General features: G+C 44.9%; 14 protein-coding genes, 1 tRNA gene and 1 pseudogene. 14 read left to right on the forward strand and 2 right to left on the reverse strand.

What is annotated here, in order from left to right:
- Window positions 1-35: 35 nt before the first annotated feature.
- The 7 genes and pseudogenes from H509_RS0122775 to H509_RS28510 all read left to right on the forward strand — a co-directional run.
- Window positions 36-1,007, forward strand: coding sequence for an ABC transporter ATP-binding protein (locus H509_RS0122775; RefSeq protein ID WP_028547093.1), 972 nt, complete (start codon window positions 36-38; stop codon window positions 1,005-1,007).
- Window positions 1,004-1,858: an ABC transporter permease gene (locus H509_RS0122780; protein ID WP_028547094.1), complete on the forward strand. Its 855-nt coding sequence runs from the start codon at window positions 1,004-1,006 to the stop codon at window positions 1,856-1,858. The genes H509_RS0122775 and H509_RS0122780 overlap by 4 nt, the downstream gene beginning before the upstream one ends.
- Window positions 1,855-2,679, forward strand: a complete 825-nt coding sequence (locus tag H509_RS0122785; RefSeq protein WP_028547095.1) for an ABC transporter permease — start codon at window positions 1,855-1,857, stop codon at window positions 2,677-2,679. Before H509_RS0122780 ends, H509_RS0122785 begins: the two co-directional genes overlap by 4 nt.
- 36 nt (window positions 2,680-2,715) lie before the next feature.
- Window positions 2,716-3,762 (forward strand): ABC transporter substrate-binding protein, encoded by a 1,047-nt coding sequence (locus tag H509_RS0122790; RefSeq protein WP_028547096.1) that lies wholly within the window; start codon window positions 2,716-2,718, stop codon window positions 3,760-3,762.
- Window positions 3,763-4,099: 337 nt separating this feature from the next.
- Window positions 4,100-5,500 carry an MFS transporter gene (locus H509_RS0122795; protein ID WP_425414257.1) on the forward strand — a complete coding sequence of 467 codons (1,401 nt, stop codon included), beginning with the start codon at window positions 4,100-4,102 and terminating at the stop codon, window positions 5,498-5,500.
- 204 nt (window positions 5,501-5,704) lie between these two features.
- The gene (locus H509_RS0122800) at window positions 5,705-6,250 is read left to right on the forward strand and encodes an NADPH-dependent FMN reductase (protein ID WP_036698733.1); all 546 of its coding nucleotides are present in this window, start codon (window positions 5,705-5,707) and stop codon (window positions 6,248-6,250) included.
- Between the two features lie 269 nt (window positions 6,251-6,519).
- A pseudogene (locus H509_RS28510) lies at window positions 6,520-6,774 on the forward strand (hypothetical protein); the annotation flags it as partial.
- Window positions 6,775-7,495: 721 nt separating this feature from the next.
- On the opposite strand, the gene clpP reads toward H509_RS28510, so the two are convergent.
- Together clpP and H509_RS0122815 are read right to left on the reverse strand one after the other, a co-directional pair.
- Window positions 7,496-8,089, reverse strand: coding sequence for an ATP-dependent Clp endopeptidase proteolytic subunit ClpP (gene clpP, locus H509_RS0122810; RefSeq protein WP_028547100.1), 594 nt, complete (start codon window positions 8,087-8,089; stop codon window positions 7,496-7,498).
- Window positions 8,090-8,529: 440 nt separating this feature from the next.
- A tRNA-Arg gene (locus H509_RS0122815) sits at window positions 8,530-8,604 on the reverse strand.
- 539 nt (window positions 8,605-9,143) lie between these two features.
- Between H509_RS0122815 and H509_RS0122820 the strand changes: the two genes are divergently transcribed.
- The 7 genes from H509_RS0122820 to H509_RS0122850 all read left to right on the forward strand — a co-directional run bounded on the left by H509_RS0122820 (window position 9,144) and on the right by H509_RS0122850 (window position 17,940).
- Window positions 9,144-10,199, forward strand: coding sequence for a sugar-binding transcriptional regulator (locus tag H509_RS0122820; RefSeq protein WP_028547101.1), 1,056 nt, complete (start codon window positions 9,144-9,146; stop codon window positions 10,197-10,199).
- Between the two features lie 40 nt (window positions 10,200-10,239).
- Window positions 10,240-11,244 (forward strand): type I glyceraldehyde-3-phosphate dehydrogenase, encoded by a 1,005-nt coding sequence (gene gap / locus H509_RS0122825; protein ID WP_028547102.1) that lies wholly within the window; start codon window positions 10,240-10,242, stop codon window positions 11,242-11,244.
- 368 nt (window positions 11,245-11,612) lie between these two features.
- On the forward strand, window positions 11,613-12,794 hold the full coding sequence (locus tag H509_RS0122830; RefSeq protein ID WP_028547103.1) for a phosphoglycerate kinase: 1,182 nt from the start codon (window positions 11,613-11,615) through the stop codon (window positions 12,792-12,794).
- Between the two features lie 44 nt (window positions 12,795-12,838).
- Window positions 12,839-13,591, forward strand: a complete 753-nt coding sequence (gene tpiA, locus H509_RS0122835) for a triose-phosphate isomerase (RefSeq protein ID WP_028547104.1) — start codon at window positions 12,839-12,841, stop codon at window positions 13,589-13,591.
- A 1-nt stretch (window position 13,592) separates the two neighbouring features.
- The gene (gene gpmI, locus H509_RS0122840; protein ID WP_028547105.1) at window positions 13,593-15,131 is read left to right on the forward strand and encodes a 2,3-bisphosphoglycerate-independent phosphoglycerate mutase; all 1,539 of its coding nucleotides are present in this window, start codon (window positions 13,593-13,595) and stop codon (window positions 15,129-15,131) included.
- 64 nt (window positions 15,132-15,195) lie between these two features.
- A complete protein-coding gene (gene eno, locus H509_RS0122845; RefSeq protein ID WP_028547106.1) occupies window positions 15,196-16,482 on the forward strand; it encodes a phosphopyruvate hydratase in 1,287 nt (428 codons plus the stop codon).
- Between the two features lie 246 nt (window positions 16,483-16,728).
- Complete coding sequence (locus tag H509_RS0122850) at window positions 16,729-17,940, forward strand: hypothetical protein (RefSeq protein WP_028547107.1); 1,212 nt, start codon at window positions 16,729-16,731, stop codon at window positions 17,938-17,940.
- The last annotated feature ends 88 nt before the right edge of the window (window positions 17,941-18,028 follow it).

Here is an 18,028-nt window from a genome sequence, read left to right on the forward strand (position 1 = left end):
TAATGACGTTGTCCACGGATAACGGGAAGGGGTTGATGCTTATGATTCGTCTGGAGAATGTAGAAAAGCATTTCGCTGGACAACCCGTAGTGCATCCCTTGTCTCTGACAATCGATGAGGGGGAGTTTCTAACACTGCTCGGACCGAGTGGTTGCGGAAAGACTACCATACTGCGTATGATCGCAGGATTTGAACAACCGACGACTGGAATTATTCGCCTTGATGGCGAAGATGTTACCCAATTGCCGCCAAACAAGCGGAATTTGAATCTTGTATTCCAACACTATGCTTTGTTTCCCCATATGACGGTGGAGCAGAACATTCAATTTGGTTTAAAAATGAAAAAAGTTCCAGCCAAGGAGCAGCGGGAGCGCATTGATGAAGCGATCCGATTGACGCAGCTCACAGCACTTGCCAAGCGTTATCCGCATCAATTGTCAGGCGGACAGCAGCAACGTGTCGCAATCGCAAGGGCAATTGCCAATAAGCCTAAGGTGCTGCTGCTCGATGAGCCGCTTGGTGCGCTGGATCTACAGCTTCGCAAGAACTTGCAAGCTGAGCTGAAGCAGCTTCAACGCAGCCTGGGCATTACTTTTGTATATGTTACGCACGATCAGGAAGAAGCTATGATGATGTCCGATCGGATCGTTATTATGAATACAGGAAAAGTCGAACAGATCGGGTCGCCACGGGATGTTTACGAACGCCCGGAGACGTTGTTTGCAGCAACGTTTATCGGCGAAAATAACATTTTCCATGAAGAGCGCTTGTTTACGGTGCGCCCTGAGAAGGTTCGAGTGACGCCAGAGCTGGCAGACACTCGCAAAACCGGCATTATACAAGATATCGTCTATCTCGGAAATGTGCATAAGCTTGTCATTCATCTTGAAAATGAGCCGACGTCTGTTACCAGTGTGCTGGACTTCACGGACCAGAGGGACTGGAGTATCGGGCAAAAGGTCGGTGTTCATTGGAACTTGCAGGATGAGGTGACGGTCGGACGATGAATAAACGTTCCTTCGGCGTCTTGGCACCTGTCGTCTTGTGGCTGTCTTTCTTTATGGTTATCCCGATGCTTGCTGTTATTTTTGTATCCTTTATGCAGCGAGATAACTTAGGTAACATCGTGTGGACGTTTAGCTTGGACAATTATGCGCGTTTTTTTGAGCCGTTATACCTGGGTATTTATTGGGATACGATTTGGTTATCTGTATTAACGACGGTATTCTGTCTATTATTGAGCTATCCGCTCGCTTATTATATGACAACGCTTGGACCGAAGGCGCAGAAGTTCTGGTTAATCGGAATTACTGTGCCGTTCTGGATTAACTTCCTGATTCGAACTTACGCGTGGATCATTTTACTGCGCACGCAAGGAGTAGTGAATTCACTGCTGATGGATATCGGCCTCATTTCGGAGCCGCTTCAAATGCTGTATACGCAAGGAGCTGTGCTGCTAGGGATGGTGTATACGTTCATCCCCTATATGGTGCTGCCGATCTACGTGTCGTTGGAGCAGATGGATAAGCGACTGCTCGAGGCGTCTAGCGATCTTGGCGCATCACGTTGGCGCTCCTTCTGGCATATTACGCTGCCGCAAACCAAATCAGGCATGATGACGGGCAGCGTGCTTGTGTTTGTAACGACGACGGGTATGTTTGTAGTTGCAGACATATTGGGTGGTGCTAAGTCACAGATGATTAGTAACATTATTCAGAATCAGTTTCTAGGAGCAAGGGATTGGCCGTTCGGTTCTGCATTGTCAGTTATTTTTGTCATCAGCTCGCTTGTCATTATCGGGTTGTTTAATCGTGCGCTTCGCTCGAGTTACGATTCATCTAAGGAGGCGAAAGCATGAAGACGGCACAAGCAAGCAAGCGACATCCCTGGCTGTCCATACATTCCTTCCTGTTGATGGCGTTTATTTACATCCCTGTACTGCTCATTATCGTGTTTTCGTTTAACGATTCACGAATGAGTACCAGTTGGAGCGGGTTTACGTGGAAATGGTACAGCACGTTATTTGACAATCGTACCGTTATGGAGGCACTTAGCAACAGCTTGACGATAGCCTTTACCTCAACGATTATTTCTACCGTGCTAGGGACAATGGCTGCACTTGCTATTCGCAAGATGCAAAACCGCGGCAAGCAGGGTGTGATAGGACTGCTTTATATGCCAATCGTGGTACCGGACATTATTATGGGCTTGTCTTTGCTTATTTTGTTCAGCCAATTAAAGATGGACCTTGGCAAAATGACAGTTATTATTGCACATATTACGTTTAGTATTTCGTATGTTTATGTTATCGTATCTTCTAGGCTTGCTAACATGGGCAAGCAGTTGGAAGAAGCGGCTAACGATCTGGGAGCTAGTTCCTGGCAAACGTTCCGCTTTGTTACGCTGCCGTCGATCTGGCCAGGTGTAATTGCAGGTGCCTTGATCGCCTTTACGTTATCGATAGACGACTTTATGATTAGCTTCTTTGTATCGGGTCCTAACTCGACAACGTTGCCTATCTACATTTACGGATCGGTCAAACGCGGCATCTCGCCGGAAATTAATGCACTTTGTACCATTATGATTGTAGTCAGCGTTATGCTGATCATCTTGGCGCAATGGCTGCTTGGACGTGGTAAATCCGATAAGGAAAAGGGCGGCTCGCTGCTGCCATTTTAATATTTTATTGAAGAAGGATCAGAGAGGGGTAGGAAATTGAAAAAATTGAAATGGTACGCGGTCATATTGGCCGGTTTATTGGCAGTGACTGCACTTGCAGGTTGTTCTTCTAAGTCACAGGAGACGCTTAACTTATATAGCTGGGCAGATAACTTTGATATGGACGTCATCAAGAAATTTGAAGATGAGAACAATGTGAAAGTGAACTACGCCATATTTGCCAACAATGAGGAGTTGCTGGCTAAGATTAAAGCTGGCGGTTCGGAATATGATTTGATTCAGCCATCCGACTATATGGTTGCCAGTATGATTAAGCAAGATTTGTTGGCAGAGCTGGATTTAAAAAATATACCGAATTTTAAAAACGTAGCGGACCGTTTCAAGAACCCTGAGTTTGATCCTGGCAATAAGCATTCAATTATTTATACGTCGGGAGTTACAGGTATTGCTTACAACACAAAGTACGTCAAAGAGCCAATTACTAGCTGGGCAGATTTGTGGAGCGAGAAATATAAAGGCAAGGTGCTGTTGCTCGAAGATAATCGTGAAGTCATCGGGATGGCTCTAAAGAAAGCCGGCAAATCCAACAGTACAACTAATGAAGCGGACATTAATGCCGCTGTAGACGACTTGCGCAAGCTGGTACCTCATGTGCTCGCATTTGATACGGATAGCATTAAACAGAAGATGATGCAAGAAGAGGGCTGGATTGGTACACTGTGGTCTGGAGATGCAGCCTATGTCAAAGCTGAAAATCCGGACGTGGAGTACGTTGTACCAAAAGAAGGCGGTACAATCTGGTCTGATAACTATGCGATTCCTAAAGGCGCGAAGAACAAGGCACTGGCTGAGAAATTTATTAATTTTATGCTGGACCCTGAAAACAGCGCAAAGAACTATGAATCGATTGGTTACAGCGATCCGAATACGGCTGCTAAGTCATTTCATAGTAAAGAATATAATGACAACAAGATGATTAACTTGTCTGAAGATGAGCTGGGCCGCACGGAATGGCTGCTTGACGTAGGTGACAAGATTCAATTATACGACCGTCTCTGGACCGAGTTAAAGAGCGGCCGATAAGCCAATAGATAACATGCACGCATAAGATCCCTTACCTAAGATCCTCATGTTCATGGAGGATGGGTAAGGGATTTTTGTATCGTGGTAGTCTGATGTTAACAGGGCAGGCGGATTAACTACGCGTTTGTCATATTAATGTACGATTATTTGACTCCGCATACTTCCTGACAGAGGAAGGGCAAGATGGTGAGAGAAGGGCATGGCACCTGATAGGTGGCTGAGTGTGTAAGCTTTTGTACAGACGCATAACTAACGAGCGCGTAAACTGGCAAATAAATATGTGAGCGTGGAGAATTGCGTAACATTTTTACAGGATTGTCTGAGAGGAAGTGACTTCATTAGGATGTATACGTATAAAGGGGACAATCGATTAATACTAGGTATCTGCTTGGCGGTGTCCACATTCTGGCTGTTTACGATGTCGATGATGGTCGTGACTCCAGTCATGAATCAGACGTTAGCACTGCCGATGGCAACATTAAATATGGCAGTAAGTATGGCAGCTCTGATCGCGGGTGTATCTATCGTCGTAGCTGGAGGAATAGCCGATGCCATTGGTCGTGTAAAAATGACTAAGATCGGCATCGTGCTGAGCATCGTTGGATGTGTATGTTGTGCGTTGACTACGGCTGAAACAACGTCGCTGCTAATGATTGGTCGTGTGCTGCAAGGACTATCGGCAGCTTTGATTATGCCTTCGTCGTTGGCACTTATCAACGACTACTACGAAGGCGCTGAGCGCCAGCGCGCTCTTAGCTTCTGGTCCATTTCTTCGTGGGGCGGCGGCGGAATTGCCAGCTTCTTCGGAGGGGCTGTTGCTTCACTGCTAGGCTGGCAGTGGATATTTTGGCTGAGCATTCCAGTGGCGATTGTTGCTTTGTTTCTTATTCAAGGTACACCTGAAAGCAAGGTCGCAGTTAGCGAAGGGAAGCAGCGTGTAGATTACGTCGGGCTAGTCATCTTTGTAGCAGGTTTAGTAATGTTAAATCTGTTTATTACACGAGGTGCGGAATGGGGCTGGACAAGCCTGTTAACGCTAACGATGGCAGCGGGATTTGTGATGCTCTTCTTTTTATTTTTGTTGGTGGAAAAACGGGTCAGCCAGCCGCTTATTGATTTGAGTCTTTTCAAAAATACAGCGTATAATGGGGCAGCTATATCCAATTTTATGTTAAATTTTTGTGCGGTAGGCGCGATTTTTGTTATGTCGTCCTTTGTGCAGGAATCAAAAGGGATCTCCTCTTTTCATGCGGGTCTGCTAACGATGGGTTACTTGGTCACAACATTGATCATGATTCGTGTAGGTGAGCGTATTTTGAAGACAAAAGGGCCACGACTACCGATGGCACTAGGCTGCTTCCTGACGACGATAGGTATTGCACTGCCGATGCTAACCTTTTTACCGGATGTGCTTTATCTTGTATTTACAGTAATTGGATTTGCCGTTATGGGCTTGGGGCTTGGTGTTTCGGCTACGCCATCTACAGATACGGCCGTATCTGGTGCGCCAAAGGATAAGGTAGGAGTAGCATCAGGCTTATACAAGATGGCCAGCTCCTTAGGAGGCAGCTTCGGAACAGCAGTGTCTGGTGCCATTTATGCAGCCGTTTTGTTGGTAGATCCATCTGCATATACGAAAGCAGGGTTCTGGGGCATTTTTGCCAACGTGTTTATTGCGTTCTTGGCATTAATCATCGTGTTGATCTGTGTCCCCAAACAAGCCGCAAGAGCTTCTTAAACAAGCGTCTGGATCGAAAAGTGTAATGACCCAACAGACACGAATTAGATAACAAAGGGCTGCAACTGAAGTAGATCACGTATCTGCTGAGGGCGCAGTCCTTTAATATGACCGATTCAATTTTATGGTATAATCATCCAAAGGTAGAGTGATCATTTTATATGCTTACGGTTTATACGTAGCAAATTAAAGGAGTGAATCAGGATGAACAATATTTTATTAATTTCGGGGAGCCCCCGTGCCAACTCTAACTCTAACCGTGTCATTACATATTTGAAACAGCAGCTAGAAGTGTCGGGAACTGACTGTCACGTATTTGATTTGCGAGAGGATTTGCTGCCTCTATATCGGAATGAAGGTAATCAATATGAGGATGTAAACGTGAGCAGGCTTGTTCAGTTAGTAGAGCAAGCTGATGGCTACATCATCTGCACACCGGAATATCATGGGGCAATGAGCGGCGCTTTGAAAAATGCACTGGATTTCTTGAACAGCAAAAACTTCAGCGGTAAACCGTGTGTCATTGCGGCTACGGCTGGTGGTGGAAAAGGAGGCATCAATGCGCTCAACAACTTGCGGACAGTTATGCGTTCCTTGTACGTTAATGTGCTGCCTATGCAAGTGATTGCCGACCCACCTGTCTTTAGCGAAGAGGGCCTGATTATTGATGAGCGTGTGAAGACGAATCTATCTTTGTTAAGTGATAGTTTGTTAGAGGCGGTTAAACGACAGAAAATCGAAACGAATTAACGAGGACATTTTATGTTATTTTAAGGTTGTGCTCAGATTCGCTTAATGTAGGGGCTTTATTCTGATTATGGACCGAATGACAGATGACTATTTCGAGGAGGGTTGCCACACAACTTCATGACCTTGGACAGCCGGAATCATCCGAATGCACAAGGGATCCGTTTCATCTTTCTCATGGTTTACAGTTTACCCCTAGAACATATATAGACCACATCGTCTCGTGAAACGATGTGGTCCTTTTTTTGTTTTGCGCATTAATGCTGATTTGAAGAACAGGCACCAAAGGAACAGTGCCGGAGGATCGTTAAAAGTAATTGCAAGAAATAGAAAAATAACAGAACATGCAAAAGAGCTTCTTTCAGCACAAACCTCATTAACTAAATTCAAAATGTATCGTTACAGCGAATAAGTTTTTATCGATATCTATAGAGGAGAGTGCACAGAGCATTGATATCTTGTTGAATAGTCTGGCTTTGGTGGACAGACGATCCGTTACGTGCGGTAAAAACACACTTTGGGTGTAGCTACCGGACAGAATATCCGCTATTGTTTCCAAACTACCGCCAAACGGGAACGAAATTCGCAAATAGCGTACCTCCTGTCCGCTAAGCGGCCAAATAGCCTTACATCCACCCCATAACGGATCTCTCGTCCGGTCACGTATTCCGCGCCATCATGCCGATGATCCGCGCGCTTTGTACCTAAGTTGTAACGGGGTTTTTTAATGTGCGCATATCAGTTTCTGTTAAAAGGAAGCACGGGAGGAATACGATCTGCACATTGACATTTTGTATGGTTTGAAAATGATTAGTTGAGATATGACCGTATCGGCCTAGCTCTTTACAGACAGACGATAAATAGAGTGTGTGAGTAGAAATTTAACGAATGGAGACACAGGAACCCTATCCCTGAAAAATGGAAATTACGACACCGACATTTCACAAAAGGACGGTTTTATGCGTATCAAATGACTAATACAGAACAGTATATTATGCAGTGGACACTTCCTCTAGGAGTAATGAACAGCTTGTTAAGATACACCTGCTAACATGAAAAACGGTCAATAGAAACTGGCTACGATGTGCAGATGGCGACCGAAATTCAGTTGAAGGTGGCGGGCATCCGTTTCGCCAATTTCCAGCAGAAGCAAAAACACAAAAAAAGTTGGACGGAAAACATTACGTTTTCTGCCCAACTTTTTTATTTTGGGGCTTTTCGGACAGCCCCATTAATAATGATCTGTTGTTAAGGGATAAGCGGCGATTTTTCCAATACCTTGTCAACGAGACCGTACGCTTGTGCTTCATACGCCGTCATAAAGTTGTCGCGGTCCGTATCTTTCTCGATCTGCTCCAAAGGCTGACCTGTACGCTCTGACAAGATCAGATTCAGCTTGTCACGCATTTTCAAAATACGGCGGGCGCGAATCTCGATGTCACTCGCTTGACCTTCCGCACCACCCAGCGGCTGGTGAATCATAACTTCGCTGTTCGGCAGAGCAAATCGTTTCCCCTTCGCTCCTGCGTTTAACAGAAATGCACCCATCGAAGCTGCCATACCAACACAGATCGTAGATACGTCAGGCTTAATGTGCTGCATCGTATCAAATATAGCCATACCCGCCGTAATCGATCCGCCTGGGCTGTTAATGTATAAATGGATATCTTTGTCCGGGTCATCCGCAGCCAAGAACAGCAACTGAGCGATAATGGAATTCGCTACAAGGTCATTTACTCCTGAACCCAAGAAAATAATTCGATCTTTTAACAGACGAGAATAAATATCATAAGCACGTTCGCCGCGATTCGTCTGTTCGACAACCATAGGTACATAACTCACGTATAACCCCTCCTAATCCTCAATAGCTAAAATATAAACCAAATGATGTATCCTTAAACGTGATGACGTTATAAGGCGCTTGAAGTTGTAGCCATATCATATCTAATTTTTCGCCAAAAGTCAAAGATGGTCAAACAAGCAGATCAGAGCATTATACGCTGCTTATTTATCGTTATATGGACGGTGCTTATTTCAAAAACGGGACAAGTGTACGATAGATCCTACATAATAAAATTCTGGGCTAGAGAGTTGCTTCACATCGAGTATGTTCCTTATTGAAGACTGCTGCGCAGGGACTATTAGAGTAGATATGGGGTGATATAGAAAAAACATCCGCCTTCAACTCCCTATGCGAGAAGGAGAGAACTCGGATGTCTTTGATTCAAGTAGCCTATTCATATGTACGTAAACTTCATTATCAGGCATCATCAAGGTATTTATGGCGCGCCCGCAAGGAATCGAACCTTGATCTCAGGCTCCGGAGGCCTACGTCATATCCATTGGACCACGGGCGCATTAAAAAAATGATGCAAGATGTATTATAGAGTATTTTGACACAAAGTGCAACAAAAAGTGGGATTTCATAAAAGGTATATAAGCGTTAGGCTCGAGAAACGGTGTTATTAAGACGGGAGTGTCGGTGTTCTATTTCGAATGTAAGTGGTTTGAAAAGAGGAAAGAAGGGGTAAGTGGTTAGAACTAATGAGTACATAATGTATCCTTTATATCTCTATGCTGGATCAAAATTAGACCGATAAACCTTATTTGCAAGCGTTTGGATGCTGAAAACCAAGTTGTTAATGAATTTTTCAGAAAATTAATATCTTTTATTTGTAGTAAATAGGACAAGTATAGACTTGGGATGCGCTTTCATTGTTGATGTAGAGCCAAATGAATAAGATATGCGACAATTGCCCATTATAGATGCGGGATACTTGCAACTTTACGGAAATTTCGGTAGAATGATGGTGGGACGTAAAATGTGTTGTTGGGACACATTGAGTCCAACATAATATTCGAATACAGTTTCTGAGGAGTGCAGGAGTGGAGAGAAATGCGTGAATGGCTAGAGATAAATAAGCGTCTTCTGCCCGACCTCTTGGAACTGTTGAAGAAGCGCTATACGATCCTGCATGAGATTATGATGTCCGATATTATTGGCCGGAGGACGCTAGCGTCGTCGTTACAGATGACAGAGCGAGTACTGAGAGCCGAGACCGATCTGCTGAAAGCACAAGGTCTTATCGAGACGGAAACAGCGGGCATGCGGATCAGTGAAGAGGGACGCAAGCTTGTCACACAGTTGGAACCGCTGATGCGGGAACTGCTTGGCATGCGTCACCTTGAGGATGCGATTCGCGAAGAGTTCGGCTTGAAGCAAGTGATCGTCGTTCCTGGCGATTCGGAGTTATCAAGCGCCGTGAAGCAAGAGTTAGGCAAGGCAGCATGCGAAGTGCTGGATCGTGTGATGGGCAAGGATGACGTCATTGCGGTTACTGGCGGATCTACGTTAGCTGCAGTTGCTGATCAATTAACAAGCTCTGTATCACGTAAGGGCAACTGGTTCGTGCCGGCAAGGGGCGGATTGGGTGAGAGTCTCGAATACCAGGCCAATACGATAGCCTCAATGATGGCCAAGCGCGTTGGCGCCCAGTATCGATTGCTCCATGTGCCTGATCTTATTAGCGAAGAAGCATACCAGTCACTGAAGCAGGAGCCTAACATCAAGGATATTTTACACGTGATCCGGCAAGCGCGTATTGTCGTGCATGGTATCGGAGATGCTCTTGTGATGGCAAGACGCCGTCATGTGGATCAAGCGACCGTGCAGCAGCTTCGGGACGTTGAGGCAATAGCCGAAGCTTACAGTTATTACTTTGACCGTCAGGGTCAAGTGGTACATACGATGCTTACTTTAGGTTTACGTATGGAGGACATCTCCCAAGCGGAGGCTGTCATTGCCGTTGCCGGTGGTAAGGGCAAGGGTGAAGCGATTACAGCAGTGCTTCGATTCGGACACGAGGATATTTTAGTGACGGATGAAGTGGCGGCGAATGAAATCGTACAAATCTGTGGTCTGGATGTGCCTATGGGCCGTCTTGAGCAATAAATTAAAAAATTCTCTATTTAGGAAATGGGAGGAATCATCAATGGTTAAAGTTGGTATTAACGGTTTTGGACGTATTGGACGTAACGTATTCCGTGCAGCTTTGAGCAACTCTGAGGTTGAAATCGTAGCAATCAACGACTTGACTGACGTTAAAACGCTCGCTCACCTGTTGAAATATGACACAACTCATGGCGTTTTGGACGCTACTGTAGAAGCTAAAGAAGGCGCGCTTATCGTTAACGGCAAAGAAGTTAAAGTATTTGCAGAGCGTAACCCTGAGAACTTGCCTTGGGGCGCTAACGGAGTAGAAATCGTTGTTGAGTCCACTGGTATTTTCACAGCTAAAGACAAAGCTGAAATGCACTTGAAAGGCGGCGCGAAGAAAGTTATTATCTCCGCACCTGCTACTAACGAAGATATCACAATCGTTATGGGCGTTAACGAAGATAAGTATGATGCAGCTAGCCATACAATCATCTCCAACGCTTCTTGCACAACAAACTGCTTGGCGCCATTTGCTAAAGTACTAAACGACAAATTCGGTATCGTTAAAGGTATGATGAACACAATTCACTCCTACACTAACGACCAAAACGTGCTTGACTTGCCGCACAAAGACCTTCGTCGTGCTCGTGCAGCAGCTCAAAACATCATTCCTACAACAACTGGTGCTGCTAAAGCGGTATCCCTTGTATTGCCTGAATTGAGCGGCAAATTGAATGGTATGTCCATGCGTGTTCCTACACCTAACGTTTCTGTTACTGACTTGGTAGTAGAACTTGAGAAAAACGTTACGGTTGAAGAAGTTAACGCAGCTTTGAAAGAAGCAGCTGAAGGTCCTTTGAAAGGCATCTTGAACTACTCCGAAGAGCCATTGGTATCCAGTGACTACAACGGCGACCCAGCTTCCTCCACTATCGACGCTTTGACGACGATGGTAATCGGCGGCAACATGGTTAAAGTTGTTTCCTGGTACGACAACGAGTGGGGCTATTCCAACCGCGTTGTTGACTTGGCAGCTTTCATCGCTAAAAAAGGTCTGTAATTATATAGCATGACAATCAAAGAGGAGAAACCGCAAGGGTCTCCTCTTTGCCTGATTGCAGACGATAATTGGACGGATGAGTTATAAATAGAGAGAAAACCATACACCATACAACCAATAGAGAACAAGACAATGTTGATTCCATCACCATTTCATATATAGAATATCTATAGAACCTAGAGCGTTATTTTTTGCTATATGAGTCTTAACATGATTCATATATACAGAGATATAAATAAAGCGGCGCAGCAGCGCTGTAGAACCTGACAGAACATCGAACAGACACAGAATGACACCGAATTTTAACCGATTACATCAGAATTCAACGGAACTGAATGGTTTCCATATTCGATAGGAGGAACATGGGGATGAACAAGAAGAGTGTACGAGACATTGAGGTTAACGGAAAACGTGTATTTGTGCGTGTAGACTTTAACGTGCCATTGGAAAATGGTCAAATTACGGATGATACACGTATTCAAGAAACGCTGCCAACTATCAAGTTTTTGGTGGAAAAAGGCGCGAAAGTGATTTTGGCCAGCCATATGGGCCGTCCTAAAGGTGAAGTGGTTGACTCCATGCGCCTTACACCAGCTGCAACACGTCTTGGTGAATTGCTTGGCAAGCCAGTGAAGAAGCTTGACGAGTCCATCGGCGAAAGTGTGCAAGCGGAAATTGCCAACATGAGCAACGGCGACGTTGTCGTTTTGGAAAATGTGCGTTTCCATAAAGGCGAAGAGAAAAACGATGCAGAACTCGCGAAGCAATTTGCAGCGCTTGCTGATGTATTTGTTAACGATGCATTTGGTGCAGCTCACCGTGCACATGCCTCTACAGAAGGTATCGCTCATCATCTGCCAGCAGTTGCAGGCTTGTTGATGGAGAAAGAACTGGATGTATTGGGCAGAGCACTTTCTAACCCAGAGCGTCCATTCACAGCTATCGTAGGTGGCTCTAAAGTTAAAGACAAGATTGATGTCATCAACAAAATGCTTGAGATCGCAGACAATGTCATTATTGGCGGCGGCTTGGCTTATACGTTCTTTAAAGCACAAGGCCATGAGATTGGTCAATCGTTGCTGGACGAAAGCAAATTGCAAGAATCCCTTGGCTTTATTGAGAAAGCAAAAGAGCTTGGAAAAAATCTTTATCTGCCAGTTGACATCGTTGTATCTGACGATTTCAGCGCTACAGCTAACACAAAGAACGTAGATATCGACAGCATTCCTGCTGATTGGGAAGGTATCGACATCGGACCGAAAACACGTGAGATTTATGCCGATGTTATTAAAAACTCGAAGCTTGTTGTATGGAACGGACCTATGGGCGTATTCGAGATCGAGCCTTTCTCCCACGGTACTCGTGCGGTAGCTAATGCTTGTGCGGAAACAGCAGCTTACACAATTATCGGTGGCGGCGACTCTGCTGCGGCTGTTGAGAAATTTAACTTAAAAGACAAAATGGACCACATCTCCACAGGCGGCGGCGCTTCCCTTGAGTTCATGGAAGGCAAAGTATTGCCAGGCGTAGTGGCATTAAACGATAAGTAAAGGTCGACAGCGTAAAACTGTCCCCGTGCGAAGGAGTGAATCAGGTGAGACAACCGATCATCGCAGGTAACTGGAAAATGTTTAAAACTGTGCCGGAAGCACTTGAGTTCGCAGCAGCAATCAAAGGTCATGCGGAAGTGGAAGGCGTAGAGAGTGTAATTTGCGCACCTTTCACGAACCTGCCTGCGCTTGTTGAAGCGTTCAAAGGCACATCCATTAAAGTTGGCGCGCAAAACTTGCACTTTGAAGATAACGGCGCCTTCACAGGTGAAATTAGCGGCGTTATGTTAAAAGACTTGGGTGTTCATTATGTGATCATTGGTCACTCGGAGCGCCGCGCTTACTTCGCAGAGTCGGATGAGATCGTGAACAAGAAAGTTCACGCTGCATTCCGTCATGGTATTACACCAATCGTTTGCGTAGGCGAATCGCTGGAAGAGCGTGAATCCGGCAAGACAAACGATGTGTGCAAAGTTCAAACAGAAGGTGCATTCAAAGGCATCTCCGCTGAGCAAGCACGCGAAGTTGTTATTGCTTATGAGCCGATTTGGGCGATCGGAACAGGCAAATCTTCTACAGCTAAGGATGCAAATGAGACAATCAGCTACATCCGCAGCGTAGTAGCTGGCCTGTACAACGAAGAAGTTGCACAAGCGGTTCGTATTCAATACGGCGGCAGCGTTAAACCTGAAAATGTACATGAATATATGTCAGAAAGTGATATTGACGGCGCATTGGTAGGCGGCGCAAGTTTGCAACCGGCTTCCTACATCTCATTGGTGGAAGGAGCGAAGTAAGATGTCCGCACCTAGACCTGTAGCTCTTATCATCATGGATGGATTCGGACTTCGCGACACATTTGTTGGCAATGCCGTTGCACAAGCGAACAAACCGAACTACGACCGTTATATGAGCACATTTCCGCATACAACTTTGACCGCTTGCGGTGAAGCTGTAGGTTTGCCAGAAGGGCAAATGGGGAATTCTGAGGTTGGACACTTAAATATTGGTGCCGGCCGCATCGTTTACCAAGACTTGACGCGAATTACTAAATCGATTCGCGAAGGGGATTTCTTCTCCAACGAAACGCTTCTTGGTGCTGTTAAGTATGCAAAAGAAAACAACAAGGCACTGCACATTTACGGCTTGTTGTCTGATGGCGGGGTTCACAGCCATATTGATCATGCGCTTGCGATGCTTGATTTGTGCGCACGCGAAGAGCTGAAAGAAGTGTACATTCACGCCTTCCTGGATGGCCGTGACGTTGCACCTGACAGCTCCCGTGGTTACATTGAGAAGCTGCAAGCGAAGATTGCTGAAGTTGGTGTGGGTCAGATTGCAACGGTTCAAGGCCGTTATTATGCAATGGACCGCGACAAACGGTGGGAACGCGTTGAGAAATCTTATCGTGCCATGGTGTACGGTGACGGACCTAAATACCACGATCCAATCGCAGCTGTAGAAGAATCCTATCAACGTTCGGTATACGATGAATTCGTAATGCCGACTGTCATTGTTGGTGAGGATGAGCAACCGGTTGGTCTGGTGCAAGACGGCGACTCAGTCGTGTTCTTGAACTTCCGTCCAGATCGCGCGATCCAATTGGGGCAAGTATTTACGAACGAAGATTTCCGTGGATTCGACCGTGGACCTAAGTTCCCTAGAAACTTGCACTTTGTAGCCTTGACGCTCTTCTCGGAGACAGTTGGCGGATATGTAGCCTACTCTCCGAAAGAACTTGATAATACGCTTGGTGAAGTTCTTGTCCAACATGGCAAGAAACAACTCCGTATTGCAGAGACTGAGAAGTACCCGCACGTTACATTCTTCTTCAGCGGCGGTCGTGATGTAGAGCTTCCAGGTGAGAAACGTGTCTTGATTAACTCGCCTAAAGTCGCTACTTATGATTTGCAGCCTGAGATGAGTGCTTATGAAGTTGCGGAAGCAGCAGTGAACGAGATTAATTCTGACCAGTTCGATACAATTATTCTGAACTTTGCGAACCCTGATATGGTTGGTCATTCCGGTATGCTGGAACCAACTATCAAGGCGGTTGAAGCGACGGATGAATGTATGGGCAAAGTCGTAGAAGCGGTATTAGCGAAAGGTGGCGTCTGCTTGATTACGGCGGACCACGGCAACGCTGATATGGTATTCGACGAGCAAGGTCGCCCGTTCACAGCACATACAACGAACCCTGTACCATTTATCGTCACTTCGAATGATATCGAGCTGCGCGAAGATGGCATCCTGGCTGACATTGCACCAACCATTTTGGATTTGATGCAATTGCCGCAGCCAAAAGAGATGACAGGTAAGTCGATGTTGAAAAAGTAACAGACATGTCCACCCGACATGTGGGATAATAGATTACATTAGTATAAAAGGAGATGTATCGATCATGACAATGATTATGGACGTATACGCTCGCGAAGTCCTGGACTCCCGCGGCAACCCTACAGTAGAAGTTGAAGTTAAATTGGAATCTGGCGGCTTTGGCCGTGCTATCGTACCTTCCGGCGCATCCACTGGCGCTCATGAAGCTGTAGAGCTTCGTGATGGCGACAAAGGCCGCTATGTGGGCAAAGGTGTTGAGAACGCAGTTAAAAACGTAAACGACATCATTGCACCAGAAGTAATCGGTATGGACGCTTTGGATCAAGTAGCTATTGACCGTCTGATGATCGAATTGGATGGCACGCCTAACAAAGGCAAATTGGGTGCAAACGCAATTCTTGCAGTATCTATGGCTGTAGCTCGTGCAGCTGCACACGCACTGGATGTACCTTTGTACACTTACTTGGGTGGATTCAACGCAAAACAATTGCCAGTTCCAATGATGAACATCATCAACGGTGGCGAGCATGCCGACAACAACATCGACGTACAAGAGTTTATGGTACTTCCTGTAGGTGCTCCTAACTTCAAAGAAGCACTTCGTATGGGCGCTGAAATCTTCCATAACTTGAAAGCTGTATTGCAATCCAAAGGCTTGAACACAGCTGTAGGTGACGAAGGTGGCTTCGCTCCGAACTTGAGCTCTAACGAAGAAGCTATCACTACAATTATCGAAGCGATCGAAAAAGCTGGTTACAAACCAGGTGTAGACGTATTCTTGGGTATGGACGTTGCTTCCACTGAGTTCTACAAAGACGGTAAATATACACTTGCTGGTGAAGGCAAATCCTACACTTCCGCTGAGTATGTTGACCTGCTTGCTTCTTGGGTTGAAAAATATCCAATCATTACAATCGAAGACGGTATGTCTGAAGATGACTGGGATGGTTGGAAATTGCTCACTGAGAAATTGGGCGACAAAGTTCAATTGGTTGGTGACGACCTGTTCGTTACAAACACAGAGCGTCTTGCTACAGGTATCGAAAAAGGCATCGGTAACTCCATTTTGGTTAAAGTTAACCAAATCGGTACACTTACTGAAACATTTGACGCTATCGAAATGGCTAAACGCGCTGGTTACACAGCAGTTATCTCCCACCGTTCCGGTGAGTCCGAAGATAGCACAATTGCTGACATCGCTGTTGCAACAAATGCAGGCCAAATCAAAACAGGTGCTCCGTCCCGTACGGACCGTGTGGCGAAATACAACCAATTGCTTCGCATCGAAGACGAGTTGGGTAAAGTTGCTCGCTATGACGGCTTGAAATCTTTCTACAACTTGAGAAAGTAATTCGCTAAATAAGCGAGTGTTATACAACAAGGGATATCCTTAAGTAGTTATTACTTAGGGGTATCCTTTTTTACGTGATAGGGGTAAAGTTTATGAGTCTGTAATATTATGGTACAATATCCCGTAATAATTGCCTCGTACGTATGGCATTCAAGCGCGTATGAGCGGTCACGAACGTTTAACGCAACGCACGAAAACACATAAACATTTCAAGTCTCGGACGTCGTCCGTTTTGGGGAGGCTAATTTGATATCTATTATTGACTTGAATGAGACCTCAATAAAGAATGCCACGCCACTTTGTTATACCCTCGCTGATCACCTATTATGGCTTGCTTATCAACCGCCGCAGTCCGAAGATGGAGTAGCACAAGGCAGTTTTAGCCTTCAGTTGTTTAATATACATAGTTATCTAAGCAAGCCGATTGAATTAAGCCACAATATAGATTGTAGATGCTTTTCCCCTACAGGAAATCAATATTTAATGTACTATTTCCCAGAGTTTAATGCTGAAGAAGCGTGTTTTCATTTTTATCGGGTAGCATGTGTGGAGGGGAAGGAAGAGTATGTAGAGTCATACTGTGTTCGGCATCAGTTGAAAAATATATCGGCTAATCTATATCAAACCAAATTATTTCCTATTGATGATCGCTATACATTAGCTTGTTTATATTTGAACGATGATCATAGATCGCCAAAAACGTTCTACGATAAGTTGCTATTAATAGATGCAGAGAAGAGGACAATAGATGAACTTCGAGAGGACGCTGACAGTCTGGATACTATGAGGCGCGTAAATACGATACATATCGAAAGGATAGCGAGAAAGGTTGTAATCATATGCGTAACGGGTATCATTACGAATCGTGAAAAAAGAATCATTTGGGAAGGTCAATGCTACGCCCAACAATTTCAAGATTATGAGGATGAGACGCAGTCTTGGATTGTATACGAAAAGGAAGCCTTTATTTCAGCTATCCAAAACAAAGAAACGCTCTCACATCCGATTGTGGAACTAGTAGATAAGCAGGGAACGATTAGATATGTAGGTGCTACGGATAAGAAGCTGTTCTTGGAGAAGGCTGATTTTACTACTGGTCAGCAAAAATTACTAGGTTTCGATGTAGACATGCATACAAAGACAGTTATTTATCGTACCTATGAGCATTTTAAAAATGCCGAGATTTATAACGGCAATCAGATCATTCTCAAAAGTCTTGAGAACAACCGCATTACACTAGAAGCCGTAGAAGATCCTTTATGGACAAAAGACTGGTGGGGCAATCATATTATTTTTGCAAATGATGAAATTGTAATATCAGAAGGCGAGGAAATTTTATCGGGAGCGGCTGTAACGATCACAAAAATATATGACGTTGAGTCCTCGGAAGAGTTATTTAGGTTTGAAAATAGGACTTTGATCTATGAACCCTATCATCAACTTTGTTTATTGTTATGATCTTAAGATAGGATGGTATTAAATGGGTTTATTTTTTATCTGCTTGGTCCCAAAGAAGGCGATTTTACTAAAAAAACATATTAATTTT

Origin of the sequence: Paenibacillus taiwanensis DSM 18679 (assembly GCF_000425125.1) — a bacterium.
In the GTDB taxonomy this organism is placed as follows: domain Bacteria; phylum Bacillota; class Bacilli; order Paenibacillales; family Paenibacillaceae; genus Paenibacillus_B; species Paenibacillus_B taiwanensis.

Excerpts from the sequence above, each read along its gene's own strand:
- gpmI (WP_028547105.1), top strand. The coding sequence starts at position 13,593 with ATGTCCGCACCTAGACCTGTAGCTCTTATCATCATGGATGGATTCGGA.
- H509_RS0122800 (WP_036698733.1), top strand. The coding sequence starts at position 5,705 with ATGAACAATATTTTATTAATTTCGGGGAGCCCCCGTGCCAACTCTAAC.
- H509_RS0122830 (WP_028547103.1), top strand. The coding sequence starts at position 11,613 with ATGAACAAGAAGAGTGTACGAGACATTGAGGTTAACGGAAAACGTGTA.
- gap (WP_028547102.1), top strand. The coding sequence starts at position 10,240 with ATGGTTAAAGTTGGTATTAACGGTTTTGGACGTATTGGACGTAACGTA.
- eno (WP_028547106.1), top strand. The coding sequence starts at position 15,196 with ATGACAATGATTATGGACGTATACGCTCGCGAAGTCCTGGACTCCCGC.
- H509_RS0122775 (WP_028547093.1), top strand. The coding sequence starts at position 36 with ATGCTTATGATTCGTCTGGAGAATGTAGAAAAGCATTTCGCTGGACAA.
- H509_RS0122820 (WP_028547101.1), top strand. The coding sequence starts at position 9,144 with ATGCGTGAATGGCTAGAGATAAATAAGCGTCTTCTGCCCGACCTCTTG.
- H509_RS0122785 (WP_028547095.1), top strand. The coding sequence starts at position 1,855 with ATGAAGACGGCACAAGCAAGCAAGCGACATCCCTGGCTGTCCATACAT.
- H509_RS0122780 (WP_028547094.1), top strand. The coding sequence starts at position 1,004 with ATGAATAAACGTTCCTTCGGCGTCTTGGCACCTGTCGTCTTGTGGCTG.